At 62.8% G+C, this 26,313-nt stretch carries 20 protein-coding genes, 1 pseudogene and 1 riboswitch; of the genes and pseudogenes, 11 read left to right on the top strand and 10 right to left on the bottom strand.

Features of this window, described 5'->3' with window-relative positions:
• Window positions 1-48 precede the first annotated feature (48 nt).
• The 3 genes from ACVIIW_RS02555 to ACVIIW_RS02545 form a co-directional block, all read right to left on the bottom strand.
• Window positions 49-237, bottom strand: coding sequence for a DUF2735 domain-containing protein (locus ACVIIW_RS02555; protein ID WP_456705069.1), 189 nt, complete (start codon window positions 235-237; stop codon window positions 49-51).
• A gap of 182 nt (window positions 238-419) precedes the next feature.
• On the bottom strand, window positions 420-1,430 hold the full coding sequence (locus ACVIIW_RS02550) for a putative zinc-binding metallopeptidase (protein ID WP_456699301.1): 1,011 nt from the start codon (window positions 1,428-1,430) through the stop codon (window positions 420-422).
• Between the two features lie 87 nt (window positions 1,431-1,517).
• Window positions 1,518-5,948, bottom strand: coding sequence for an ATP-binding protein (locus ACVIIW_RS02545; protein WP_456705068.1), 4,431 nt, complete (start codon window positions 5,946-5,948; stop codon window positions 1,518-1,520).
• A 948-nt stretch (window positions 5,949-6,896) separates the two neighbouring features.
• Window positions 6,897-7,007, top strand: a riboswitch (guanidine-I (ykkC/yxkD leader).
• 78 nt (window positions 7,008-7,085) lie between these two features.
• Here ACVIIW_RS02545 and ACVIIW_RS02540 point away from each other — a divergent pair.
• Genes ACVIIW_RS02540 through uca form a run of 6 tightly spaced genes read left to right on the top strand, consistent with a single transcriptional unit; the run spans window position 7,086 to window position 14,860 of the window.
• A complete protein-coding gene (locus ACVIIW_RS02540) occupies window positions 7,086-8,159 on the top strand; it encodes a putative urea ABC transporter substrate-binding protein (RefSeq protein ID WP_456699300.1) in 1,074 nt (357 codons plus the stop codon).
• 32 nt (window positions 8,160-8,191) lie between these two features.
• Complete coding sequence (locus tag ACVIIW_RS02535) at window positions 8,192-9,010, top strand: ABC transporter permease (RefSeq protein ID WP_456699299.1); 819 nt, start codon at window positions 8,192-8,194, stop codon at window positions 9,008-9,010.
• A complete protein-coding gene (locus ACVIIW_RS02530) occupies window positions 9,007-9,840 on the top strand; it encodes an ABC transporter ATP-binding protein (protein WP_456699298.1) in 834 nt (277 codons plus the stop codon). The genes ACVIIW_RS02535 and ACVIIW_RS02530 overlap by 4 nt, the downstream gene beginning before the upstream one ends.
• Window positions 9,837-10,682: an urea amidolyase associated protein UAAP1 gene (locus ACVIIW_RS02525; protein WP_456699297.1), complete on the top strand. Its 846-nt coding sequence runs from the start codon at window positions 9,837-9,839 to the stop codon at window positions 10,680-10,682. Before ACVIIW_RS02530 ends, ACVIIW_RS02525 begins: the two co-directional genes overlap by 4 nt.
• On the top strand, window positions 10,679-11,314 hold the full coding sequence (locus ACVIIW_RS02520) for an urea amidolyase associated protein UAAP2 (protein WP_456699296.1): 636 nt from the start codon (window positions 10,679-10,681) through the stop codon (window positions 11,312-11,314). The genes ACVIIW_RS02525 and ACVIIW_RS02520 overlap by 4 nt, the downstream gene beginning before the upstream one ends.
• 3 nt (window positions 11,315-11,317) lie before the next feature.
• The gene (gene uca / locus ACVIIW_RS02515) at window positions 11,318-14,860 is read left to right on the top strand and encodes an urea carboxylase (RefSeq protein WP_456699295.1); all 3,543 of its coding nucleotides are present in this window, start codon (window positions 11,318-11,320) and stop codon (window positions 14,858-14,860) included.
• Between the two features lie 192 nt (window positions 14,861-15,052).
• Here uca and ACVIIW_RS02510 read toward each other — a convergent pair whose 3' ends face one another.
• From ACVIIW_RS02510 to ACVIIW_RS02490, 5 genes and pseudogenes are all read right to left on the bottom strand, one after another.
• A complete protein-coding gene (locus ACVIIW_RS02510; RefSeq protein ID WP_456699294.1) occupies window positions 15,053-15,322 on the bottom strand; it encodes a hypothetical protein in 270 nt (89 codons plus the stop codon).
• 124 nt (window positions 15,323-15,446) lie between these two features.
• Entirely contained in the window at window positions 15,447-16,169 is a 723-nt protein-coding gene (locus tag ACVIIW_RS02505) for an SOS response-associated peptidase (RefSeq protein WP_456699293.1), read from the bottom strand.
• 2 nt (window positions 16,170-16,171) lie between these two features.
• Window positions 16,172-16,450 (bottom strand): annotated as a pseudogene (locus ACVIIW_RS02500) (hypothetical protein); the annotation flags it as partial.
• Window positions 16,451-16,504: 54 nt separating this feature from the next.
• Window positions 16,505-17,236, bottom strand: a complete 732-nt coding sequence (locus tag ACVIIW_RS02495; RefSeq protein ID WP_456699292.1) for a DUF3750 domain-containing protein — start codon at window positions 17,234-17,236, stop codon at window positions 16,505-16,507.
• A gap of 208 nt (window positions 17,237-17,444) precedes the next feature.
• Entirely contained in the window at window positions 17,445-17,711 is a 267-nt protein-coding gene (locus ACVIIW_RS02490) for a DUF2934 domain-containing protein (RefSeq protein ID WP_456699291.1), read from the bottom strand.
• 1,017 nt (window positions 17,712-18,728) lie between these two features.
• Between ACVIIW_RS02490 and ACVIIW_RS02485 the strand changes: the two genes are divergently transcribed.
• On the top strand, window positions 18,729-20,408 hold the full coding sequence (locus tag ACVIIW_RS02485; protein ID WP_456699290.1) for a PHP domain-containing protein: 1,680 nt from the start codon (window positions 18,729-18,731) through the stop codon (window positions 20,406-20,408).
• 80 nt (window positions 20,409-20,488) lie between these two features.
• Here ACVIIW_RS02485 and ACVIIW_RS02480 read toward each other — a convergent pair whose 3' ends face one another.
• Window positions 20,489-20,614: a hypothetical protein gene (locus ACVIIW_RS02480; RefSeq protein ID WP_456699289.1), complete on the bottom strand. Its 126-nt coding sequence runs from the start codon at window positions 20,612-20,614 to the stop codon at window positions 20,489-20,491.
• Window positions 20,615-20,617: 3 nt separating this feature from the next.
• Between ACVIIW_RS02480 and ACVIIW_RS02475 the strand changes: the two genes are divergently transcribed.
• Together ACVIIW_RS02475 and ligD are read left to right on the top strand one after the other, a co-directional pair.
• Window positions 20,618-20,971, top strand: a complete 354-nt coding sequence (locus ACVIIW_RS02475) for an MOSC domain-containing protein (RefSeq protein ID WP_456699288.1) — start codon at window positions 20,618-20,620, stop codon at window positions 20,969-20,971.
• An 11-nt stretch (window positions 20,972-20,982) separates the two neighbouring features.
• On the top strand, window positions 20,983-21,930 hold the full coding sequence (gene ligD, locus ACVIIW_RS02470; RefSeq protein ID WP_456699287.1) for a non-homologous end-joining DNA ligase: 948 nt from the start codon (window positions 20,983-20,985) through the stop codon (window positions 21,928-21,930).
• Window positions 21,931-21,958: 28 nt separating this feature from the next.
• Here the strand turns inward: ligD and ACVIIW_RS02465 are convergent, their stop codons facing one another.
• Window positions 21,959-22,783 (bottom strand): ribonuclease HII, encoded by an 825-nt coding sequence (locus ACVIIW_RS02465; RefSeq protein ID WP_456699286.1) that lies wholly within the window; start codon window positions 22,781-22,783, stop codon window positions 21,959-21,961.
• A gap of 102 nt (window positions 22,784-22,885) precedes the next feature.
• Here ACVIIW_RS02465 and ACVIIW_RS02460 point away from each other — a divergent pair, with 102 nt between their 5' ends.
• Both ACVIIW_RS02460 and ACVIIW_RS02455 read left to right on the top strand, forming a co-directional pair.
• Window positions 22,886-24,145 carry a DNA topoisomerase IB gene (locus ACVIIW_RS02460; RefSeq protein WP_456699285.1) on the top strand — a complete coding sequence of 420 codons (1,260 nt, stop codon included), beginning with the start codon at window positions 22,886-22,888 and terminating at the stop codon, window positions 24,143-24,145.
• 1,038 nt (window positions 24,146-25,183) lie between these two features.
• Window positions 25,184-26,248 (top strand): aldo/keto reductase, encoded by a 1,065-nt coding sequence (locus tag ACVIIW_RS02455; RefSeq protein ID WP_456699284.1) that lies wholly within the window; start codon window positions 25,184-25,186, stop codon window positions 26,246-26,248.
• Window positions 26,249-26,313: the final 65 nt, after the last annotated feature.

Raw genomic sequence — 26,313 nt, 5'->3', positions numbered from 1 at the left:
AAGTTCTTGGCCGAGCCGAGCCGTTTGGGTCTGGCCTCTCATCAGTGCTTAGGGCTCGCTCTTGGACCGGGATGCGCGGATGGCTTCCTCGTGGTACCAGCCGCTGCTGCCCACAACTTCTCTCGTTCTTGGAGCGGCCGCCGCCGGTTCGGCTACCCGATAGCGTCCGAGAGCCGTGCGGCCGCCAGCGGGGAATTGATAGATCTTGGCAGATCCCTGATCGCCATTTGCGCTCATGCAACTTCTCTCAATTCTGTGGATCGGCAAAAGTTGTTCAAAAGGCATGTAAGCCTCGCGCGATGAGCCAACTTGTTTTTTCGAGCCAATCTCTTGTTATCTCGTGCCTGACAGGGCGAGGGGCCCAATGCACTACTGGAAAGCCGCCGTCCTCTTGACACCTCGTGGCTGCTCTAAAGGCTCTAATGATTTTGACCAAGGACCAAATCGGGCCCTTTGACCGATCCCCTGAAGGCTACGAGTGCCATGTGCACCAAATGCAGCTTTCCCTTGACCGCGGGAAAGATATTGAACGGGTATGCTTCTGCTAGACCCAATGACTGATTGAGAATGTTGATCGAGCGCGCAAGCGGATTCCAGAGATCCAGCAAGGCGTCGAAATCGCTTTCGAGGTACGGGTCTCTCAAGGTCTCCCGTGCACGCGTCTCGAGAGACAACGGAAGCCCCGCCAGGGAGTCGAGTGTCGCCACAATGTGCAGAAAGTGAGCAAAGGTTTCGGCCCAGTCTTCCCACGGGTGCGACGTCGCATAAAGACTAATGTGACTTGCCGGGTCATGCGAGCGATCTTGCCGCGCATAATAAGCGGCTAATGCGTCGTTATAATCATGTGTTTCATCACCGAAAACCAATCGAAATGGTGCGTGAAGCCGTGGTTCATCGATAAGGACGTGCCAGTAAAAGTGTCCGATCTCATGTCGAAAATGACCGAGCAAAGTTCGGTAGGATTCGCGCATGGAAACACGTCTGCTCTCTCGCTCAACGTCATCGGCTTCTGCCAGGTTGAGAGTAATGAGGCCCGCTCGATGTCCCGTCAGCACGGGGCCATGCTCGTCAGATAAGATGTCAAAACCCACGTGCATTCCTAGCCTCGAGGAAAGGGGAAGGCGGAGCCGCAGCAGGTCATAGAGGAGACGTCGTTTCGCTTCTTCGACACGTCTCCAGAGTCGCACGTTGCGCAAATCGCCGATGTCAGGAATGACGTGAGTTAGGGAGCACGCCTCACAGTAGGTTGCGTCCCCAACGGTGCACCAGTTGCACCCGATGATCTGCCGGTTGGAGCATGATCCCGTGTCTTCTAATCTTACCATCGCCATCTTGTCCGGATCGAAGACAGCTGGCTTCCGACATTCGATGCATTCAATTTGCTCGAAGGCCAGTTGCGTTCGGCAGTATGGGCAGTCGAAATCCCTCATGAGGCTCGGGCTCCGATTGAGGCGACCGCGGAAATCTCCGGAAGGGTTTCCATGGACGTCAATGCCTAGCTATCGTCCTCTCACTGCTTATCGGCGCTGGTCAAGCACGTCTCGCACCCTCACAGCGAGTTGCTCAAAGGTGAATGGCTTCGAGATGAGTTGAACGCCGGCGTCGAGGCGGCCGTGGTGAACGATTGCATTGCGGGAATAGCCGGTCGTGAAAAGGATTCTGAGGCCTGGGCGAAGCTTCGCCGCGGCCTCGGCCAATACCTTGCCACTGGGTCCCGGCAAGACCACATCTGTGAAGAGCAGATCGATACGCCGCCCGGTGCGGAGTATCACAAGTGCAGCGTCGGCGTCTGCAGCCTCGATGACCTCGTAACCCAGTTCTTTCAGCACCATCGTGCTATAGGCACGGACGTCGATGTTGTCCTCCACGACCAAAACGACGTCCCCCTCTGTAGCGGTCGGTATGGTACTTTCTGCTGTGTCCTCGACCGCCCGGGCGTCACCTCGCACGCGAGGGAAATACAGCTTCACGGTCGTGCCATGTCCTTCTTCGCTGTAGATCGTGACGTGGCCACCAGATTGCTTCACGAAGCCATAGACCATCGATAGGCCCAGACCGGTCCCGCGCCCGACTTCCTTGGTGGTGAAGAAGGGCTCGAAGGCCCGTCCCAGCGTCTCCTTCGACATGCCGGTGCCCATATCCGTCACGCTGACCATCACGTACTGACCGGGTATCACTTCCGCGTCGACAGCCACGTAGCTCTCGTCGAGCGCGGTATTAGCAGTCTCTATCGTCAGCTTGCCACCGTCTGGCATGGCGTCCCGCGCATTCACCGCCAGGTTCAAGATCGCGCTTTCGAGTTGGTTCTGATCTGCTTCGATCGTCCAAAGTCGCGGCGCCAGCACTCCCTCAAGTTCGATCTGTTCGCCCAGTGTCCGATGCAGAAGGTTCGTCATATCGCGGACGAGATGGTTGAGGTCCAGAGGCTTTGGCTCCAGCGCCTGGCGTCGCGAGAACGCGAGCAGGCGAGTGGTCAGACTGGCCGCGCGCTGCGCGCCCTGCTGCGCCATGTCCAAGGCGCGGCGAATGCGCGCCTCGTCCGCGGGCTTTGCCCGGCGGATAGTGTCGAGGCCGCCGATGATGACGGTCAACAGATTGTTGAAGTCATGAGCGACGCCGCCCGTTAGCTGACCGACGGCCTCCATCTTCTGGGCCTGGCGCAGAGCCTCTTCGGCTCGAATCCTTTGGTTTACCTCTTGGGCAACTCGTTGCTCCAGGTTGGTGTTCAGGATCTGTAGTTCCGCTTCGGCCGTTCGTCGCTGCGCGAGTTCCGTTTCCAAAGCCTGGAAGAGACTGGCATTGTCCATCGCGACCGCGGCTTGCGCTGCAAGTGCGACAACCCTCTGTTCTGAGATCGCGTCGAACACACCTTCCTGCTCGTGGCCAAAGAAGAGACCGCCGAGCACCTTGCCGGATCGAGATTTGACGGGAACAGCCAGGTAGCTGACCACCGGTAAGTGTCCCTTTGGTTGGCCACGGTGTGGCTCCATCGTGCCGTAGCGGGCATCCTTGCGAATATTGTCGGACCGAACGACGCCCGTCCCCTCGAAGGTAGGCGCGAACACCGGCGTGTTTCGCGGCATAGGAAATTTCTCGAACGCCTCCCGCGGTGCCCCCGAAAGGGTGTAGAGCGTGTAACTCTCGCCCGCCTCATTCACGACGTTGTAGAAGAACGCTCCGAACTGAGCGCCAGTGACCTCGACGCAGGCGTCGACGACGACCTGGACCAGCCGCTCCAAATCGAGATTGCCTGATATGGCATCCGCCGCGCGGTTGAGGATCTGCAGCGCGCGGGTCTGCTCCTCCGCCGAGTTTCGGGCCCGGCGCTCCTCCGTGATGTCGATCAGCACGCCGGCAACACTGCGATCACCATTGGGAGCGGTGCGGGGACTGCCACGCGCGACGAGATTGCGTGGCTCGCCATCGGATAGAAGCCGGAATTCGACCTCGTAGGCTTCATCGTGCTCGATAGCCCGCTGAAGGGCGCTGTCGATCTGGGCAAGATCCGCCGGATCGACGGCCTGGCGGAGAGAATCTCGCGGCACGCCTCGCGCGGCGATTTCGGCCGGCACGCCGTATGCTTCGGCCAAAGGTCCAATCATGGTCACGCGTTCACGCGCCAGGTCCCACTCGAACACCGCAACTCGCCCGGTGGATAAGGCAAGCGAGAGACGGTCCTCCGAGATGTGAAACTTCTGCTCGGAAAGGAAAACCCTCCGGTTTGCCTCCCGTCGGACGTCAGCCAACTGGATGTTGGCGTTGACCCGGGCTAAAAGCTCGCGCGCTGCGAAGGGTTTGATGAGGTAATCGTCGGCGCCCGACTCCAGGCCTTCCACCTTGGCCTCTTCGCCGGCGCGCGCGGAAAGCATGATGACCGGCACGTCCTCCAGAGCCGGTTCTGCTCGGATGGCACGGAGCAGGCCGAAACCATCGAGCTTGGGCATCATGACGTCCGACAGGATGAGGTCGGGCCGTAGCTTGCGCGCGAGGGAGAGTGCCATTTCACCATCCCCGGCCTGATCTACCGCGTACCCTTGGGCCTCGAGCAGCCGAAGCACGTACGCGCGCATGTCGGCATTGTCGTCCACCAACAGCACGCGCTTTCCGGCGCCGGCCCGCACAGGGTCTCTGGGGGCGAGCGCCCCGAGGCCCGGCGTACTGAGTTCGCCAACCGCTTCAAGTTGAGGGCTCACATCGGGCAGCCACCTGAGGGCTTCCTCGACGTACTCCTGGGCGCGGCCTCCCGGCGTGGAGGTGATAGGCTGGCCTGTCTCCCTTACCTGGTCGGCCGGCAGGTGACGACGGCCGAACGGGAGATCGATCGTGAAGGTCGTGCCCTTTTCCGGAGCGCTTTCCACCGCGATGCGCCCGCCGTGTAAGCTGATCAGCTCATTGACTAGGGCCAAGCCAATGCCGCTTCCCTCGAAGCTGCGGCCACGTGCGCCCGCAACTCTATGAAAGCGTTCGAACAGGCGTGGGACTTCCGCAGCCGGGATCCCGATCCCGGTGTCGGCTACAGAAATCCGTGCAGTCCTCTCGTCCTCGGAAGGCGCCACGGACACGGTGATCTGACCTTCAAGCGTAAACTTGAAGGCGTTGGAGAGGAGGTTCAGCAGCACCTTCTCCCACATTTCCCGATCCACGTAGACCGGTCGGGCAAGTGGCGCGCATTCGATCCGAAGTTTGAGCCCGGCTCGCTCGATCGCCGATCGGAAGCTGGAGGCAATTTCGGCTGACGCTGCGGCCAAATCCGTGGGCTCGAAAACCGCTTGCACGCGTCCGGCTTCGATGCGTGAAAAGTCGAGCAGACTGTTGACGAGGCGCAGCAGGCGCACACCGTTGCGATGGGCAAGTTCGACCTGCTCCAGAAGCTCGGGACCGCCGCGACGGCTGCCGAGGATCTCCTCGAGCGGCCCCAGCATCAGCGTCAACGGCGTACGAAACTCGTGACTGACGTTAGAGAAGAAGGCGGTCTTGGCGCGGTCCAGTTCCGCGAGGGCCTCGGCGCGGCGACGCTCCTCCTCGTAGGCGTCTGCGTTCGCGACCGCTGCCGCGACCTGCCCCGCCACAAGGCCGAGGAAACCGCTATATTCCGCATCAAAGAGACGAAAAGGGTTTAGCCCAACCAAGAGTACACCCGAACGCCCCGTTTCCCCCGATGGCGGGATAGCAAGGACTGCGGCTTTTGCACTCGGCTGATCCCAAGCTCCGCCGGGCGCCTCGCTCGTCACCCCTTCCAGGTCGATCAGCAACGGCTCGGAGCCGACGAGCGGCCAAATCAGCTGGACGCTCAATCGAAGTGCCTCAGGTGCCTTGCCCACCGAGTTTTCGAACGTCGATGCGCACAGCTTTAGATTTCCGGTCTCCGGATCGGCCATGTAGATGACGGCAAAGGTGAGATCGCGGGAATTGGTCGCCAGCGCTCCGATGCTGCGTTGGCAGGCCTGTTGCCATGAGCGGGCGTGCAACGTTTTGGCAGCGAGTTCGCGCAGTAGTGCAAGCTGGCGTTCGCCGATCACCCTATTGGTGTCATCCGTGTTGGCGCAGATGATCCCGCCGGGCGCGCCTTGATCGTCCGGAATGGGACTGTACGAGAATGTGTAGTACGTCTCTTCGCGGTAGCCGTTGCGCTCCATGATGAGGAGTTGCTCTTCGACGTAAGTCCCTTCGACACCACCCATCGCTGTCGCCAGCATCGGGCCGATGTCGGACCAGATTTCACTCCACACCTGCGCGGTCGGCCGTCCGAGCGCCCAGGGGTGCTTGCCGCCGATTATCGATTGGTACGGATCGTTATAAAGATAGATCAGATCAGGTCCCCAACCGATCCAGATCGGTTGTCGTGACGTCAGCATGATGCGGACAGCAGTCTTCAGGCTCTGCGGCCAGTGCTCCGGCGGACCAAGCGGAGTGGACTTCCAGTCGTGGGCGCGGATGAGCGTCCCCATTTCGCCACCCCCAGCCAGAAATGAGAGTTCGAGATCGCGCACTCTATGAGAGCTCTCAGCGGAATCGATTTCGGACATAGACCCCCAAGGAGACTGAAAGTCGACCGGCTGTCGGCAGCCTCAGATGCGACTGGGAGAACCAATCCCGGTGGACCATCGTAAACAGCGGCGGACGCGACGAGGGCGCTGGGTCGCCTGTTTTTGATGATTGGATGGCCGAACTGACGAAGACAAATTCTCCCTACAAACAAGCCAGGAGGAAACCCGACACGTCGAGATCGGTTCCGCAATCGCGTGCAAGAAGGCGGCCGATGTCAGTGAAGAAGTGGCGGCGGGGATGCCGCGCCATTGTGCCCCACCTTGCGCAGGCGGGAGCGCATTCGGTCTCTTAGCTACCGACGTCTACGGACAACGTCTGGGCCGATGATGGAGCAAATATGTACCTCGCTGGGTCACAGCCCGCTTTCCTGTCAAGCCGAGCCGCTCCCACAACCTCATTCATCGCCTGGACCAGCGTTTCCGGCGCATACGGTTTGCGGATGAGAGCGAAGCCCTCCTTCACCGCTCGGGCGGCCTTGTCGGGGTCCCGGAACGCTTCATCTTGCGGAGGCTCGGGACTGTCGGCTGACCGGCAAGCGCGGAGCCGGCACGATCTCGCACTAGGGGCTCGGGTCCTTCACGTCCGGCGTTGGAACCAGACCAAACCGGCCGTGCAGTCCGCGCCAGAGGCCCGCGAACAAAACGCTCAGTAGCTTGCGCATCGAACTTACCCCTCCGCGTGAGCCATGACGCGATCCTGTTTGCGTCGATGGCAAAAGGACAGAGCCAATTCTGAGCAGGCTTGCGCAGTTTTTAAGCAGGCCGGCCTCGCCGCCGGGCCGCGCGGGTCGAAAAATCTCATGAGATTCAAACGCTGGTGTCGTGGCACGGCTCGTGCATTGACGGCGCCGAGTTGGCCGCTAGGGTTCCGATCTTGCCAGGCAAGATGCTGGTCCGAGAGCAGCCGCTTGCGGGGGAGACATCCCCGCAGGTGCACGGCGGGATAAAAGCCCGGGAGACCTCGTTAGCCAAGGGATTGGCGGAGCGATGGTCTTTTCGCCAGTCCCTTTTTGTGAAATTTCGCAAAAGGGATCGGCAATGAACAAGTTCTCTTTCTTCCTTCGCTCTGTTGTCGCCGGCTGCGCGATCGTGCTCGCGGCGGTGCCTGCGGCCGACGCCGCGCCGAAGAAAAGCTTCAAGGTCGCTTGGTCGATCTATGTCGGTTGGATGCCGTGGGGCTATGCGGCCGACACCGGCATCGTCAGGAAGTGGGCTGACAAATACGGCATCACGATCGAGGTCAAGCAGTTCAACGACTACGTCGAATCGATCAACCAGTACACCGCCGGCGGCTATGACGCCGTCACCATCACCAACATGGACGCGCTGTCGATTCCGGCGGCCGGCGGTGTCGACACCACCGCGGTCGTGATGGGCGACTTCTCCAACGGCAATGATGCCGTGATCCTGAAGAACAATTCCGACCTCGCCGCGATCAAGGGCCAAACCGTCAACCTGGTCGAATTCTCGGTGTCGCATTATCTGCTGGCGCGCGCGCTCGAGAGCAGCAAGCTGAGCGAGAAGGACGTCAAGGTGGTCAATACCTCGGATGCAGATATCGCAGCCGCATACAAGACGCCCGACGTCAATGCGGTCGTGACCTGGAATCCCATCGTGACTGAGATCCTCGGCTCGCCCGACGCGAAGAAGGTGTTCGATTCCTCGCAGATCCCCGGCGAGATCATGGACCTGATGGTGGTGAACACCGCGGTTGCCAAGGACAATCCGGATTTCGCCAAGGCGCTGGTCGGCATCTGGTACGAGACGCTGTCCAAGATGACGGCGAACGATCCCGCCGCCAAGGCCGCCAAGGAAGCGATGGCGAGGGCTTCCGGCACCGACCTCGCCGGCTTCGACAGCCAGCTCTCGACCACCAAACTGTTCGACAAGGCGACCGATGCCGAAGCGTTCACGCGCAGCAAGACCATCGGCGTGACGATGGATCGTGTCCGCAAGTTCCTGTTCGAGAAGGACCTGCTCGGCAAAGGCGCGAAGTCGGCTGACGCCGTCGGCATCGAGCTCGCCGACAAGTCGGTGCTGGGCGACAAGGCGAACGTCAAGCTGCGCTTCGACCCGACCTACATGGACGAAGCCGCCAAAGGCAAGCTCTGATCATGTAGTGCCACCGCAAACAGGAGCTGACGATGCGACTTGTGAACATAAGGCCGGGACGGCAGACGCGATTCTATCTGCTCGCGCTGCCGTTCCTGTTGGTCGCAATCGCCTATTTCGCCGGCTCCAGCGCGCGGCTCGCGCAAAACCCGAACGACAAGCTGCTGCCGGCACTGCCGAGCATGGTTCAGGCGGTCAAGCAGATGGCGTTCGAGGTCGACCCGCGCACCGGCAGCTATCTGATGGCCTCCGACACCGTCGCCAGCCTCGGGCGGCTGGGCTCGGCGCTGGCGATCTCGACGGTGGCGGCGCTGGTGCTCGGCATCTTGATCGGGCTGTTGCCGGGCGCCAACGCGTTGCTCGGGCCGTTCGTGTCGGTAACATCGATGGTGCCGCCGCTGGCGCTGTTGCCGATCCTGTTCATCGTGATGGGGTTAGGCGAGAACTCCAAGATTGCGCTGATCGTGATCGGTACATTGCCCTGTATGATCCGCGATCTCGCCATGAAGGTGCAGGAGTTGCCGCGCGAGCAGATAGTCAAGGCACAGACGCTCGGCGCCTCGACGTGGCAGATCGCGCTGCGCGTCGCGATGCCGCAGACCCTGCCGCGGCTGATCGACGTGCTGCGCCTGCAACTCGGCCCGGCCTGGCTATTCCTGATCGCGGCCGAGGCGATCGCCTCCGATTCCGGGCTCGGCTACCGGATCTTCCTGGTGCGCCGTTATCTCGCGATGGATGTGATCATCCCCTACGTCGTCTGGATCACGCTGCTGGCGTTCCTGATCGATGTCGGCCTGCGTATCCTGCAACGCAAGGCGTTTCCCTGGTTTGCCTCGGTGAGGGCGGAATGAGCGCGATCCGGTTCGACGACGTCTGGAAGGAATATGGCGATCACATCGTGCTGGAGCGCATCACGATGGAGGTCGAGCCGCGCGCGTTCCTCGCGCTGGTCGGACCGTCCGGTTGCGGCAAGACCACGCTGCTCCGCATGCTGCTCGGCGAGGAGCAGCCGAGCCGCGGTCGGATCCTGGTCGACGGCAAGCTGTTGCCTGCCGAACCGGACGCCGACCGCGGCGTGGTGTTCCAGCGCTACTCCGTGTTTCCGCATTTGACGGTGCTGCAGAACGTCATGCTCGGACGCGAGTTGCGCGATGCCAAGTTCACGGCCCGGCTGTTCGGCGGCGCGCGGCGCGCCGCCATGGACGACGCGATGAAGCTTTTGGCCGAAGTCGGGCTCGCCGGCCAGGAAACCAGGTATCCGTCTTCGTTGTCCGGCGGCATGCAGCAGCGCCTCGCACTGGCGCAGGCGATCATGGGCGAGCCAAAGATCCTGCTACTCGACGAGCCGTTCGGCGCGCTCGACCCGGGCATCCGCGCCGACATCCATCTGTTGATGAAGCGGCTGTGGAACGAGAGCCATCTGACCATCGTGATGGTGACGCATGATCTCAGTGAGGCCTTCGGGCTCGCGACGCGCGTGATCGCGCTGGAGCGGTCGCGCAACCGTCCCGAGGAGCGAGAGCGCTACGGCGCCACGGTGTCGCGCGACCTGGAGATCTTCCCGCGCCGCAGCGCCGAGCTGCGGTCGTCGGTTCAACCAGCTCCGGCCGGGACGACCCGGTCAGACAAGGAGCATCAGCCGGGACGGCCCGGCGCTCTCGTCTTGAAGGAGCAACCATGATCCTCACAGCGGAACAGAAGGCCGAGATCGAAGCGCATACGCGACGCTACAACGAGCTGAAATCGGTCGGGCAGGATCACGCGCCGCGGGCACTGCCGGCGTCGACCGCGCGCGATGCCGGGCCGATCGCGGCCGACGCCATCATCCACCGCGAGGTGATTCCGGCCGGCTGGTACTGGACCGCGCGGTTGAACCGCGGCGATACGCTGCGCATCGTCAACACACAGGGGACATCGACCGTCAGCCTGCTCGCCTGGAATGCTGCCGACACCACCGAGCGGCTGAATCACGCCGATACGATCAAGGTGCAGTGGGCGGCTCGCCTGCAGAAGGGACGGGTTCTGCTGTCGGACATGGGGCGGGCGCTGCTCGCCATCACGGAGGACACTAGTGCAGCGCATGATGCGGTGGTCGGCGGTTCGACTGCCGCGACCAACCAGGCGAAATACGGCGACGGGAATTTCCGCAACACGCGCGACAACTTCATCCTGGCAGCGATGAAACTCGGGCTCGATCGTCGTGACGTGCATCCTTGCGTCAGCTTCTTTGCGCCGGTCGCGATCGACGCCGGTGGCAAGTTCGTCTGGTACGAGGCGCGGCGCGAGAGGGGCGACTTCGTCGAGCTGCGCGCGGAAATGGATCTGCTGATCGCGCTGTCGAATTGCCCGCATCCGCTCGATCCGGCCACGACCCTTCCGCAGGCGAGTGTGGAGATCGTGCGCTATCGCACCCGTGCGCCGGCTGCCGACGATCTGTGCCGCACCGCGACGGCCGAGGCGATCCGCGCCTACGAGAACAATGCGATGTATTTCGGCGAGACCACCGGAGGAGACGTGCGATGACCACGCAATCGGTTCCGACCGGCCGCATCATTCTCGATGTCGAAATTCCCGCGCGCAAGCCATGGTCGGCGATCATCCGCAAAGGCCAAACCCTGCGCATCACCGATAGCCATGGCCAGCAGGCGGTGGATACGCTCTTCTATCGCGCCGATGACTTCGGTGAGCGCTACAGCGGCCAGGATACGCTCCGTGCGCAGGGCTCGGCCTACGTCGGGCTCGGCACCAGGATCATGTCCAATGAAGGCCGCGTGATGCTGCGCGTCACGGCCGACAGTTGCGGCCTGCACGACACCTCGGCGGGCGCCTGTTCCTGCGAGAGCAACACGGTGCGGTTCGGGCACCAGACTCGCTACCAGCACGCCTGCCGCGAAAACTTTGTGATCGAAGCCGCGAAATACGGCATGTCGAAGCGCGACATCGTGCCGAACTTGAACTTCTTCATGAACGTACCGATCGATGCCGCCGGCAATTTCACCGTCGTCGACGGCGTCTCCAAGCCCGGTGACGCGGTCGAGCTGGTCGCCGAGATGGATGTGCTGTGCCTGATCTCGAACTGTCCGCAGATCAATAATCCCTGCAACGGTTTCTTCCCGACGCCGGTGCAGGTCACGATCTTCGAGCCGGAGGCGTGAGGCATGTTCGGCAAGGTCCTGATTGCCAACCGCGGCGAGATTGCCGGGCGGATCGGCAGAACATTGCGTCACATGGGCATCCGCTCGGTCGCGGTCTATTCCGATGCCGACCGCTTCACCCGGCCGGTGCGCGAGGCCGACGAGGCCGTGCGGATCGGCCCGGCACCGGCGGCCGAGAGCTACCTCAACGTCGATGCGATCATGGCGGCGTGCCTTGCCACCGGCGTGCAGGCGGTTCACCCCGGCTACGGCTTCCTGTCGGAGAACCGCCGCTTTGCCGAGCGGCTGTCCGAGCACGGCATCACCTTCATCGGGCCTCGGCCCGAGCATCTTGATGCCTTCGGTCTCAAGCACAGGGCGCGCGAGATCGCCGAAACCAGCGGCGTGCCGCTGTTGCCGGGCTCCGGTCTGCTGGAGTCCATCGATGAGGCGGTGCGCGAGGCCGAGCGTATCGGCTTTCCGGTGATGCTGAAGAGCACCGCGGGTGGCGGCGGCATCGGCATGCAGCTCTGCCGCGACATGGCGGCGCTGCGCGAGCGGTTTGAATCCGTGCAGCGCACGGCACGGGCGAGCTTCGGAGACGCCCGGGTCTATCTCGAACGCTTCGTGGCCCGGGCGCGCCATATCGAGGTGCAGATCTTCGGCAACGGCAAGGGCGATGTGGTCGCGCTCGGCGAGCGGGATTGCTCGCTGCAGCGGCGCAATCAGAAGGTCTTCGAGGAGACCCCCGCGCCGGGCCTTTCCGCCGACATCAGGCGTCGGCTGCATGCCGCGGCCGTGTCGCTCGGCAAGGCCGTAAGTTACGAATCCGCCGGCACGGTCGAGTTCATCTACGACGTCGAGCGCGAAGACTTCTACTTTCTCGAGGTCAACACCCGGCTTCAGGTCGAGCATCCCGTCACCGAGCAGGTCACGGGCGTTGACCTGGTCGAATGGATGATCCGCCAAGCCGCGGGCGAGGACGTACTGGCCCAGGCCGGCGCGGTCACGCCGAAGGGCGCGGCAATCGAGGTGCGGCTCTACGCCGAGAATCCGGGCGCCGGCTTCCGCCCGAGCGCGGGCCGCTTGACGACGGTCGCCTTCTCGGGCGATGCGCGGATCGACGGCTGGATCGAGACCGGCACCGAGGTGTCGCCGTTCTATGATCCGATGCTGGCCAAGATCATCGTATCGGCGGAGACGCGGGATGCCGCGATCGCCAAGCTGACGCACGCGCTCGATGACACGGTCGTCGCCGGCATCGAGACCAACCTCGATTATCTGCGTGCGATCGCCGCGTCCGACGTGTTCCGCAGCGGGCAGGTCGCGACCAGCGTGCTCGGCGCCTTCGTGTATCGGCCGCACACCATCGATGTCGTTGCACCCGGTGCGCAGAGCGGGGTGCAGGAATTGCCGGGCCGCCTGCATCTCTGGCATGTCGGCGTGCCGCCGAGCGGCCCGATGGACGAACGGTCGTTCCGCCTCGCCAATCGCGTGGTCGGCAATCCGGAAACGACGACAGCGCTGGAGCTGACGGTCAATGGGCCGACCCTGCGTTTCAACACCGATGCGATCGTCGCGCTGTCGGGCGCGCGGATGAAGGCATCGCTGGATGGCGCCGAAGTGGCCTATGACGAGCCGGTTGCGGTGCGCGCGGGGCAGACGCTCGCGATCGGCGGCATCAAGGGTCCGGGCCAGCGCAGCTATCTTTCGGTGCGTGGTGGCATCGATGTGCCCGAGATCCTCGGCTCACGCGCCGTGTTTGCGCTCGGCGCCTTCGGCGGCCATGCGACGGGTTCGCTGAAGGCCGGCGATGTGCTGCATATCGGTGCCGAATCATCAGGCCTTGCAGCGCCGCGGCGAGCTCAGGACAGTGAACGGCCGCAGCTGACATCGGCGTGGCAGATCGGCGTGGTCTACGGCCCGCATGGCGCGCCGGATTTCTTCCTCGACGACGACATCGCAACGCTGTTCGCGTCGAGCTATGAGGTGCATTTCAACAGCGCCCGCACCGGCGTGCGGCTGATCGGGCCGAAGCCGCGGTGGGCACGGAACGACGGCGGCGAGGCTGGATTGCATCCGTCGAACATCCATGACAACGCCTACGCGGTCGGCTCGATCGACTTCACCGGCGACATGCCGATCATCCTCGGACCGGACGGACCAAGCCTCGGCGGCTTCGTCTGTCCGGCGGTCGTCGCGCGCGATGAGCTCTGGAAGGTCGGCCAGCTCCGGCCCGGCGACACCGTCCGCTTCGTGCCGGTCAAGCGCGACGATCCGATCGCAGGACCGACGGTTCTGAAGGCGCCCGAGCTCGGTTCGGCCATCATCGGCCGCAACGAGGACGGCCCGATCCCGGTAGTCTACCGCCGCGCCGGCGACGACAATCTGTTGGTCGAATACGGTCCGATGGAGCTCGACATCGCGCTGCGGCTGCGTGTGCATGTGCTGGCGCAGGCGCTCGAGGAAGCCCAACTCGGCGGCCTGATCGATCTGACGCCCGGCATCCGCTCGCTCCAGATCCATTATGACGGAACTGCGCTGTCGCGGGGCAAGCTGCTCGACGTGCTGCGGAAGATCGAGCGCGAACTGCCGCCGGTCGATGCTATGCGGGTGCCGAGCCGCACCGTGCATCTGCCGTTGTCCTGGCGCGATCCGCAAGCCGAGCTTGCGATGCGCAAATATCAGGAGCTCGTGCGTGCGGATGCGCCGTGGTGCCCGTCGAATGTCGAGTTCATCCGGCGCATCAACGGGCTCCGCAGCGAGGACGACGTTCGCCGCATCGTGTTCGATGCCGATTACTTCGTGCTCGGCCTTGGCGACGTCTATCTCGGCGCGCCGGTGGCGACCCCGCTCGATCCGCGGCATCGCCTCGTGACCACGAAATACAATCCGGCACGGACCTGGACGCCGGAGAATGCGGTCGGAATCGGCGGCGCCTACATGTGCATCTACGGCATGGAAGGGCCCGGTGGCTATCAGCTGTTCGGCCGCACCATCCAAGTCTGGAACACCTGGCGCACCACGCGGGTGTTCGAGCCGGGCCATCCCTGGCTGCTGCGGTTCTTCGACAAGGTCCGTTTCTTCCCGGTCGATGCAGACGAGCTGCTGGACGCCCGTGCCGCGTTCCCGCACGGCCAATACGACATCAGGATCGAGCAGGGCGAGTTCTCCTACGCCGACTACGCGACGCAGTTGGCTGCGATGCAGCCCTCCATGGCCGCGTTCAAGGTAACCCAGCAGGCCGCATTCGACGCCGAGCGTCAGCGCTGGCGCGAGATGAAGCTCGACGAGACAGCGTTGGAGTCGATCGATCTGAGCGCTGGCGCGGCGGGGATCCCCGATGGCCAGATCGGCGCGTTCTCCGAAGTGCCAGGCAACATCTGGAAGGTCCTGGTTGAGGAGGGCGCCGCTGTCGCGGCCGGCGACGTGATCGCGATCATCGAGTCCATGAAAATGGAAATCTCGGTGATCTCGCCCGCGGCAGGCCGCATTGCGTCGGTGCCGGTGAAGCCCGGCCAGACGCTACGCGCGGGCGACGTCGTGGCGTTGATCCGGCCGGCGTAAGACATCGAGGCCGCCCATCGATTGATGCGGCCTCGGTCACCACGGTCTGTTCGCGCCTGTGATTCGCCCCCCATGCGATGGGAGCAGACCGCGCCTCCTGTATCGATGACTTGGGTTAGTTGGGGTCCGTGGTCGGACGTTAGCCATGTTCCCGATTGCTTACGGCGTCACCGGCTGCGACGAAAGGGGCCTTCACCAATCGAGAGACCGACACTCTGGGCAGGTATCGCCAATGGAAGCGAGCACGTCGCGGATTTCGGCCACCGCATCGTCGGGCGAGAGCCCCGCCGGAGGATTGTGGCTCGCAATGTCGATTGCACGGTCGCGCGCGTGCGGGTCGGCACGGTCCTGCATCCAGCCGTGCTCCTCGCATTCGCGAATAGCACCAGCGTCCTGCAGCACCGAGATGGCCCAACCCCGCAGCGTCCGGATTGCAGGTCTTCGTTTCCTGGTCATCAGCATTGAGAGCGTCTCCTACCGGACGAATCCTTCCGCCTTCCTGCTCGTTCCGGGCGGTTAGCACGGGGCAGGGATTCACAAACGGCAGGGCTGAGGCTTGTCCACGTGTTCCGCGGCACCCTGTGGATTAAGTCGTCGGCTTCGCGTCTTCCTTCACGCCGCGCGCGACGATCTGCAGTGTGCCGTCCGGAAGTGGCCGTTGCAGCTTCAATGCTTCGTCGGCAGGAGCCGTCATCCAGATTTCGACCTCTTCGGGCTTGGTCAGTATCACCGGCATCGCCTTGGGGTGGATGGCGAAGACTTCGGCATTCGCCTCCGCCGTCAGGAATGCATAGAGGTCGTTGGTGGTCTCCCCTTCCTTGACCTTCCTGACCGACGTCCAGTTGGCCCAGATGCCCGCGAAGCAGGCGAGGGGGCGGTTCTCGTCGAGCGCAAACCAGATGTCCCCGCCCTCGGCCCTGTTGAACTCGCTGAACGAGTTGAAGGGCACCACGCAGCGGTTCTCGACGCCCAGCCATCGCGTCCAGTGCTTGCTCTTCACGTTGCGGATGTTGGTCGTGCCGCCGTCTGGCTCCATTCGGAGCAGTTCCTTGAAATCGACGGTCTTGCCTTTGGCTTGCAGCTTCTCGGCCCGCTTCTTGGTGGCCTGCAGAAGAGCTTGCTGTGAAGACGGCATGCCCCAGCGCGCGAGCGCGAGTTCGCGTCCGTCGGCACCGTTCCGTACAATCGGCGCCATGTAATCGGGAAACACGCCGGGCATCGGCGCGAGGTTGCCGACGTAGCGGTTGACCACGCGGAACAGTGCGCTGATGGCGGCTTGGTTCGTGGTGATCGAGTAGAGATTGCACATCGTCACGTCTTCCGAGAAGCAGGGCGGGGATGGTGGGCGAGTTGTAGCAACGTCGCGGCAGGGCGTCCCGCCTTAGCACATTCGTTGCAGCGGAGCCTTCCAGACAGGTCATGGACAAAGGCGGTGGAGGCGTGCGGCAATCCAGCCAGTTCCACATCGCATCGCGTCTTGCAGCGCGAGCACTGGGTCTCAAGCCAAGCGTAGCCACCGTTGATCGCCTGGTCGATGCTCGGCGAGGGATCGATCGGCTCGCCGTTTGCCCACATGCGCTCGTTCCAGCTCACCGACGGCCGGAGCGCGACGTCGATCGGCGTGAGCCAGGTTGATGGTCCGACTCAGAGCCCCGCAGCAACTCCGAAGCGACCGAGGCCAGGCAGCTTGAGCGCCGGACGCCGCAGATCGAGGCCGAGCACGGCGCCGAAGAAGTTCAGTTCAACCCCTTCGACCCAGCCAATGGTAAGACCAACGTAACCCGCGAGCGTGGCGAAAATCCCGGTTCCCGATGGCGTGATCCCGATCCAACGACCATCATAAGGGAAGTCCTTGCCGATCGCGGTTGGCGGCAAGACTGCCCGCAGCTCCGGTACCGAATCCAAAGCGGCCTGGACGAAAGTGTTTGAGTTGGGACCTGGCCAAGCGCTGTAATCGCCGTAGGATCGGAACTTGTAGTTTTCGATCACGTAGCGGATTTTTGGGATGAGCGCTTCCGCGCGCTCGCCTTCGACAGCCACGATCGTTTCCGGCACGGCGCCAAACCATCGGCCATCTGGCGCAAAGCCGTTGGTTCGGATCGGCTCACCCCATGCCGTGTAGTCGTAACGGGTGTAGGACGTTGCGTCCTTTTCCTTCACAACGATCCAGGTGTGGACGGCGAAGATGCTGCGCCAGCGCACAGTCCGTGCGGCGAAGACCCGGATGACCGCTTCGGGACGCGCCGCCGCTGAAGGCAATAGCCCGGCGGTCGAGCGGTCGGCCGTCTGCCAGTTCCCCCGGCCGTCGCCCAGCCAAAAATAGCGCGCCGCGGATGCTGCAATCGGCGCAAAGACGAGGAATAGAAAGATCAGCAAGGGCTTCTTCAATGGGGAATGCGCCGTGGGACGTACACTCATATATAGTTCGGGCCGGCACCGTAGCCATAGGGTGTCCAACGCTTGGGCGCGGTCGACGACGATGTTCGGCGGCATGGCCGAACCAGAGAGCACCAGTAAGGCTACCACGAGACAAGGATCCGTCGCGCGCTTATGGTTTGATGATGGCGACCATGCGCATTGTCCTCTAAGCGGATGCCTCGTCGGACCGCCCTTTGATTTCCCGCTCCGCCTGGAGCCAGAAGTCCAGGTCGCGCCCCACAGGGCGGCCGGCGTGCTCCCAGAGCTCCTGCGCTCGCATCTTGATCTCTCGATCCCGTGCGGACGGGAATAACTTCTGCCTCAGTTCGTCGGCAAACCGTCTCAAGCGGCTGGCGGTGCCCTCGTCACGAATGTAGTCGGCCGCCCTTGTGGCTAACTCGATCTGGTGCGCCAGCTTCGCGCGTTCGTCCATTGAGCCGCTCCGTCCTCCCTTGATGAGACGACTCAACCGGCGCGCCATTGTTTCGCCGGCAGGCTTACTTCTACAAAGGCCCCACTTAGAGTTCACTTTTGTACATAAGGGACGCTTACCCGCCTAGGAGGGTGATCGCCGCCGGCCGGAACACTCCGACGCCAACATCGTTTTTTCGCGTATGGGTACTTACGTTCTGGTTCTGATCGGAGCTTTTTTGATTGTCGCGGTAGCGAGCTTTGCCTCGCTGAACTGGCCGACTTCCTGATCGCGCAAGAGGCCACTCGCGCGAAACACCCTTCCTCATTGGTTCTCTGGCCTGTCACGCCACCGCAGGATCAGCTCCCGAGCGCGTGGTTCGTAGAAAGATTTCAAAGAAAAAGCCCCGCGTTGGCGACGGGGCCTTTTCAAGCTGGCCAGTTGCATCGCGCAACTGCCGGCACCACCATGAATGCTGCGGTCTTCTAATCCGCGACGCCCGAAATGGTTCCTTCGGAGCGGAGACGCGTACACTTACGTTCGGCGTAATGAGCTTCGCCCTGGCGACACAGGCGAGGGAACGGGAGCTTTTCCTTCGTGTTGAATGACAGGTCGCCACAACGCGCCCCTTGTGGGACCGATCCCCATGGGCCTCAGTCTTCCCCCGAGACTGGGGCCTTCGGATTCCGAAGTGCAGCCCTGGGCGGTCGATCTTTGCGTAAGTCTTCGAACTCTCGACGAGAGGCGGCGTTTACTGACATCATGTCAGACGCATTCGACTACTTCCGAGCCTACGCCGTCCGAGCTCTTTGCAAGGCGCGATCGATGCCGCGGGGCCGGATGAAGCGTCTGCAGTCAGTGGCCGGCCGGATCTACAATCTCCTCAAGAAGGAAGCTGCCTACGGGCCCAATATTCAGCACCTTGACGACTTTCGCGCAGCTCAGCAGCTCGAGAGCTCTCTTGATCGCCGGCGAAGTAACCGTTTGGGTCGCCTTACTCCCGCGGCGCCGCAAGGCGTGGACCGGGAGGCCCGGTGAATGCATTCGCTCGACGCTCGCGGTGTGGCAAGTCTCCTGCGGGAGTACGCGCAGCGCACAGCCTTGCGGGGCGGCAATCCTTATCGCGCGAAAGCCTACTCTCGGGCTGCCGACAGCCTGGCGGCCCTTGCCGTTCCTCTGGCGGTGCTCGTCGCCGAAGACCGACTCACGGAAATCCCGGGCGTCGGCGACGCGATAGCCGACATCATCACCAAACTTCACAGGACGGGCACTCATCCGAGCCTGGAAAAGCTTCGGAAGGAAATACCCTCTGGCGTGCTTGAGTTGTTGGCTGTACCCGGTTTGCGGCCCGAGAAGGTGCTGCGGCTCTACCGGGATCTCGGCATCACCTCGCTCGCGGAATTGGAGGTCGCCGCCAAGGACGATCGCATCAAGAAGGCGAAAGGACTCGGTGCCGCGCTGCAGACCAAGATCCTGCAGAATCTCGCAATCGCCAAAAGCGGTGAAGGCCGCCTTCACCTCCACCGAGCCGCCGCCCTTCTCGCGCACGCGAAGGAATCCATCCGGAAGGCCCGGCCTGAGCTCAAGCGCGTGACGATCGCCGGCGATTTCCGTCGAGGCTGCGAGCTCGTCGGCGACCTCGCCATCGTCGCGGAGGCTGCCAATGCGGCAAAGGCATCGATGCCATCGCCGGACGAACTGCAGGTCCGGTTGGCCGACCGCAAGCACTTCGGTGCGGCCCTTCTCTTCACCACCGGCTCCTCAGCGCATATTCAGCAGCTCCAAGCCTTGGCGGCCGAGAAGGGCATGCGCTTGGACGCTGACGGATTGCACAAGGGCCGAACCGTGGTGGCCGGCGAGGAGGCCGACATCTACCAGGCTCTCGGGCTGCCCTTCATCGACCCCGAGCTCCGGGAGGGCCGTGGCGAGGTCGAGATGGCTCTGAAGGGTAAGTTGCCGAAGCTCGTCACTGACAAGGACCTGCGCGGAATCCTGCACTGCCACACCGACGCTTCCGATGGGACAGAGACCCTGGAGACCATGGCGAAAGCGACCCGCCAGCGCGGGTTCGAGTATTTCGGGGTCGCCGACCACTCCAAGTCTGCGCACTATGCCGGAGGTCTGTCGGTGGAGGAGATTGCGCAGCAGCACCGGGAAGCCGACCGGCTCAACAAGCGCTTCGGCAACGATTTCCGGATCCTGAAAGGCATCGAGTCCGACATTCTGGCGGATGGGTCGCTCGACTATGAGGACGAAGTGCTTGAACGTTTCGACTTCGTGGTCGCCAGCATCCACGGCCGTTTCAAGCTGGACCGCAAGGCGCAGACGCAGCGCCTGCTTCGGGCCATCTCCAATCCTCACACGACCATCATCGGCCACATGACCGGGCGGCAGCTGCAGCGGCGGCCGGGCTACGAAATCGACGTGGAGAAGGTGCTTCGGGCCTGCGCCAAGCATGACGTTGTCGTCGAGATCAACGCCCACCCGTGGCGGCTCGATCTGGATTGGCGCTGGCACCAGGCGTCGCTTGAATTCGGCTGCATGTTGAGCATCAATCCGGACGCACACTCGATTCCCGAACTCGATCATATGCACTGGGGCGTCGAGATGGCCCGCAAGGGCGGCGTCCCCGCCGACCGGATCCTGAACGCGATGACGTTGCCGGCGATCACACGCTACCTCCGGCAGAGGCGGCGCTCGCTGGCCCGGGCCGCCTGATGCCCTTAGCGGAGGATGTCTCACTGGTGGGAAAAGTGGTGGCTGTGGCATCCGATCGCGGCCACCACTTCAGCAAGCCGTCACGGGATCAGATTGTGCTTGTGGAAGGCCATGGTGTTGAAGGCGACGCCCACGCCGGCGCATTCGTCCGGCACCGCTATCTCGCCCGTCGTCAGCCGCATCTTCCCAATCTGCGGCAGGTTCACCTGATGCCATCCGAGCTATTTGCGACCCTCTCGGATGCCGGCTTCTCAGTTGCAGCGGGAGACCTCGGCGAGAACATCACCACCGCCGGCCTGGACCTCGAACGGATGCCGCTCGGGACGCTGATCGAGCTCGGGCCGGCCGCAGTCGTTGAGCTGACCGGCCTCCGGACGCCCTGCGTCCTCATCGACCGCTTCCGAGCCGGCCTTAAGCGGCAGGTGCTCTCGTCGGCGGAAAGGGGAGCTCCATTCAAATCCGGCGTGCTGGGGGTGGTACGGACCGGCGGGACGGTCGCAGCTGGTGATGCCGCGCGGGTTCGCCTTCCACCCTCCTCGCTTCGGGCCTTGCCAGCTCTGTAGAAAGTATGGCCATGGCCCGAAAATCAACCCTGCCTCGCCGCCTGCAGCCCATGCTGGCCACGCTGATCGATTCGCCGTTCGACGATCCTAATTGGGTTTTCGAGGATAAGTTTGATGGTTTCCGCATGGTCTCGGAAATCCGCAGCGGCCGGGTCGCACTCTATAGCCGCAACGGGAAAATCATCAGCCACTCGTATGTCGAGGTCGCGAAAGCACTTGAGAGGGTGAAGGTCGACGCCGTCATCGACGGCGAGCTCGTCGCGATCGGCAAGGACGGCGTGTCCCATTTCCAGTTGCTTCAAAACGCCCTGCGCCACGAGGCCAAGCTTCTCTACTGCGCATTTGACCTCATGTTCGCAGATGGCGAGGATCTGCGGGCACTGCCGCTCCTCGAGCGCAAGAAGCGGCTTAAAGCCATCCTGCCGCGCCACAAGCTGATCGCGTTCAGCAACCATCGCAATAGCAGCGGCACAAAGTTCTTCGCAGAGGCCGAGCGGAGACATCTTGAGGGCATCATGGCCAAGCGCGCCGACAGCCCGTACGCGTCCGGACGCCGGACCGCCGACTGGCTGAAGGTGAAGACCGCTCAGCGGCAGGAGGTTGTGATCGTCGGCTTCACGGCGCCGAGGCGAACCCGGCCCTTCTTCGGCGCCCTTGTGCTGGCGGTACGCGAAAGCGATGCGTGGCGGTACATCGGCCGCGTCGGCACCGGCTTCAGCCACCAAGTTCTCGAAGAGCTTCACGGCAAACTCATGAAGCTCAAGACTGCCAAGTCTCCGTTTCCTCCCAAGGTCAAGGATGAGCAGGTGACGACCTGGGTACGTCCTGCGCTGGTCGCGGAGGTGAAGTTCGCGGAGTGGACCAGCAAGGGCGAGCTGCGCCAGCCGGTCTATCTCGGGCTGCGGACCGACAAAAACGCGAAGGACGTCGTACGCGAAAAGAAGTGGTCGCGAAAATAGTGCCGCCAAAACGAAGCGTACGACCTGTTCAGCCGGCGTCGCGCTCGGCTGCCGAAGGCCACGGCGGCAGGGGCGGCAGCCCGAGAGCCTTGCGTACGGGTCCGAACGACCGCCGGTGAGCAGCGCATGCGCCAAGCCTGGCGAGCGCATCATAATGAGCCGGCACCGGATAGCCCTTGTGATCCGCGAAGCCGTAGCCGGGGTGTCGCAGGTCGAGCGACCGCATGACGGCGTCGCGCTCGACTTTCGCGAGAATCGAGGCGGCGGCGATGCTGGCGGACTTGGCATCGCCCTTGATGATCGCCTGCTGAGGGATGTCGAGTTGCTTCAACCGCTTCGCATCGATCAGCAAGTGCTGCGGCGTCAGCCCTAGCCCCCGGACCGCGCGTTGCATGGCCTGGATGCCTGCCCAATAGATGTTGATCGCGTCGATCTCCTCGACCTCGACGAACGTCACACACCAACTCTCTGCCTTCTCCTTGATCTCCTTCGCGAGTTCTTCGCGAGCCGCCGCATCAAGCTTTTTCGAGTCGTCGATCCCGAGTATCCGCGTTCCCGGTTTCAGGATCACGGCGCCGGCCGAGACCGGCCCGGCGAGAGGGCTCATTCCGGCCTCGTCCACACCTGCCACGGCTTGATGGCCGCTGTCCCAGAGAGAGGTCTCGAAGCGAAGCATCTTGCGGAGGCGCTGCCCCTCGGACCTGTTTTCAAAGCGCCGTTTATCGATTGCAGCCAGGATGGCCCGGGCTCCCGCGCGGCTGTCGGCCCGCAAGATCTGCTCGACGCTGGCCTCGAGCGGTCTTTTCTCGATGACATAGCGCTGACGCAAGACATCAAGTGAATATAGGGACATCGCGGCCTTGGTGGAGACTGACTGTGTGGGAGCGTGTCAATGAACTTTGTGGCGATTGTCTGAACTTAAGCCAGCTTCATCGGCTGCGCAGCGTCTTGTCGAATGGAACCGGCCGGCTCTCATCCGAGGTCTCGGATATTTGCGCTGCAACCTAGTCTCTGGCGCATCCACCGAGCTCAGAGCGGAACCAACTGGTATCTTCATCCTTTGAGAAAGAGCGGAGCCTCGATCCCCAGGGTGCTTCCGAGGGATAGGCCGATGCTCCGACAGACCAGCAACGAAGAACAGATACTGGACCGCACCGCCGAGGTCGCGGCCACCATCGCGGAAGAAGGCCTGCGCTACGTCAGCGACTCCACGCCTGGGTACACGCGCAAACGGACCGGAACCACCTTCAGCTACTACGACAAGGACGGCAGGCGCATCACCGATGCCACGATCACCCGACGCATCAAATCAATCGGAATCCCGCCGGCCTACGAATCCGTGTGGATCTGCCCATCGCCGAACGGCCACATCCAGGCGACCGGGCTCGATGCACGGGGCCGCAAGCAATACCGCTACCATCCGAAGTGGCGAGAACTCCGCGACCAGAATAAATATGAGCACATCATCCAGTTCGCTGCCGCGCTGCCCGCTCTGCGGGAGCGGGTCGCCGCCGACATGAAGCGAGACGGACTGCCCCGCGAGAAGGTGCTGGCCACAATCGTTAGTCTTCTGGAGAAGACATTGATCCGAGTCGGCAACGCCGAGTACGCCGAGAAGAACAAGTCCTACGGGCTAACAACCATGCGCCGCAAGCACGTCGCGGTCGGCCGCGGCGTGCTTCGGTTCGACTTCACGGGCAAGTCCGGCAAGCAATGGAAGCTCCGAGTGGAGGATAAGCGAATAGCCGCGATAGTGAAGCGCTGCGCGGAGATACCGGGACACGAACTCTTTAAATACCTGGATGACGACGGACAGCCGCGCACCGTCGATTCCGGCGACGTCAACGCCTACATCAAGGACATTACGGGCGAGGACTTCAGCGCGAAGGATTTCCGCACTTGGGCCGGGACGGTTTTGGCAGCGTTGGCCCTCGCCGAATTCAAAAGGTACGATAGCCAGGCCGAGGCGAAGCGCAACGTAGTAGCTGCGATCGAGAGCGTCTCGAAGCAGCTCGGCAACACACCGGCAATCTGTCGCAAGTGCTACGTGCATCCGGAAGTCCTGGACGCCTATATGTCCGGTGACCTCGTGAAGATGATTGAAGCCAAGATCGCGCAGAAGTTCAAGCGCCAGTATGCCAAGCTCACCTCCGACGAGATCATGGTGTTGGCGTTTCTCCGCAAGCGTCTCGATTCTCTGAAGGGCCGCGCCTAGCGTCGTGTACCATTTCCGGACGCTCTCCTCGATGCTTCCGAGAACACCTCAAATGGCCGGTACTCTCGTTGGGGGCAGTCCTGCATCAATGTTGGGTGCTGGGCGTGGTGCGGGTCGGGGGCGACAGTAGTGGCGTGCGATATCGCGCGGGTGCTGACCGAGGGCGAGTTCTACCGGTTCCTCATAAGGCCCGAGGATGACAGGAACGAAACGTGCGGAGGTGGCTTGGTCGCAAAAGGAGTGTCGACATGAAGCTCTCCCGACTTGCTCTGCTCGCCGCTGTTCTCGTTCCCGTGGCCGCGTTCGCCCAAGGTGGAGGTGGAGGCGGAGGCGGCGGCGGCGGATCCGCTGGTGGTGGTACGGGCGGCGGCGCCACGTCAGGTGCTGCAGGAACAGGCTCAACATCTGCGGGGGCAGGATCTGCCGGCGCGGCTGCCAACGGGACGAACGGAAATGGGTCGTCCGCGACAGGGCCGACCGGGAGCCCGGGAAATGCGGCGATCGGCACCACCAACAACCAGACGACCGGCGACGCGGCAACGGGCCAACTCCCCGATCAACGCGCGGGGAATGGCAACGGGCTCAGCACAGGATCAACACCGGGAACAAATACGGCAGGCACGGCGGCCCCGTCAGGCGCTTCCGGCGCCAACGCGCAGAACACTGCGCCTGCGGGCGGAATCGGAAAACCGACGACTACGAACGAACAGGACAGCGACGCCAAGATCGATCGAGAGAACAACCAGGCCGATAGGACAGTGGGGAAGATTTGCAAAAGTTGCTGAAAGTCTTTGCGTTAGCATCACTTGCCGTCGTAGCCGCGCTAGTTTTTGTTCATTCTGCAGAGGCCAGCAAACGACACAGCCATCGCTCGCCGACGCCAGCGGTCGAGCAACGACCGATGGATAGGTCAGTCGGCGCGCAGTCGCGCGATCCACCAGACGTTGCCTTGGAGAAAAAGATCAAAAGCATCTGCCGAGGTTGTTAGTTCAGATCGGCAGAGGGGTCTCGTAGGTCCAATCAAGTAAGCGCACCTTGATGCCCGACACGTCAGGTGATCGCCAATGGCGAAAGGTCAATCCAAACATGCCCAATCGCGCGCAGCAGATTTTTGAGCCCCGCTTTCGCTTCGGGCTCGGCGGGGTTTCGCTCGGCAACGAGTTCAACAAGCACACCGACAAGGACGCCGAAAGCACGCTCGAAGCGGCCTGGGAGGTCGGGGTGCGCTACTTCGACGTTGCGCCATGGTACGGCTTCGGGCTGGCCGAGCGGCGGTTCGGACGGCTTCTCCACACCAAGAAGCGAGATGAATATCTGCTTTCGTCGAAAGTTGGGAAACTGTTCAAGGCCTCGAAGAACAACCGGCATGCCGAGATTTATCCGCTCTCGGATTCGCCCAATGACGTCGTATTCGACTACACCGCCGACGGCGTGCGTCGCTCGATCGAGGATAGCCTCCAGCGGCTCGGCGTCGATAGCCTCGATGTAGCGTTCGTGCACGACATCTCTCCTGACTTCGCCTTCTTCCCGAACGGCTGGGAGGAGCAGTACGAGAGCGCCCGTAAAGGCGCCTTTCCGGCACTCTCAAAGATGCGCGACGAAGGAATCATTCGTGCATGGGGTATCGGTGTGAATACGCCCCTGCCGATCCTCAAGGTGATGGAAGATGCCGATCCGGACGTGTGCCTGTGCGCCCGGCAGTATTCGCTGATCGATCACGCCAGCGCCGTGCATGAACTCTTCCCGGCGGTTCGTAAGAGGGACATCTCCCTTGTGATCGGCTCCTCGCTTAATGCCGGGTTCATCTCCGGAAGCCCGCGCTACAACTACGGCAAGCAGAACTTCAAGATTCCAGCCGAGGCGATCGAAAAGCGCGAGAAGCTCCGCACTGTAGCAGCCCGATACGGCGTGGATCTGCGGACGGCGGCCCTGCAGTTTTCTGCAGCGGCGGACGTCGCCGTCGCGCTGGTGGTGGGGGCGCGCAGCGCTCAGCAGATCGAAGAGGACTGGAATTCATTGCAAGCTAAGATCCCGACGCCCTTCTGGGAAGATCTGAAGAGCGCAGGCTTGATCGAAGCGGGCGCCTCTATCCCTTCGCTATAACAACGGCCGCGGGCGAGGAGCGCAAGGCCTTGAAGCGAGCCTATAACGCAGATCAAGCTATCGAG

The sequence above is a fragment of the Bradyrhizobium sp. USDA 4449 genome, from assembly GCF_054056275.1.
This window is presented reverse-complemented; position numbering and strand designations above follow the sequence as displayed.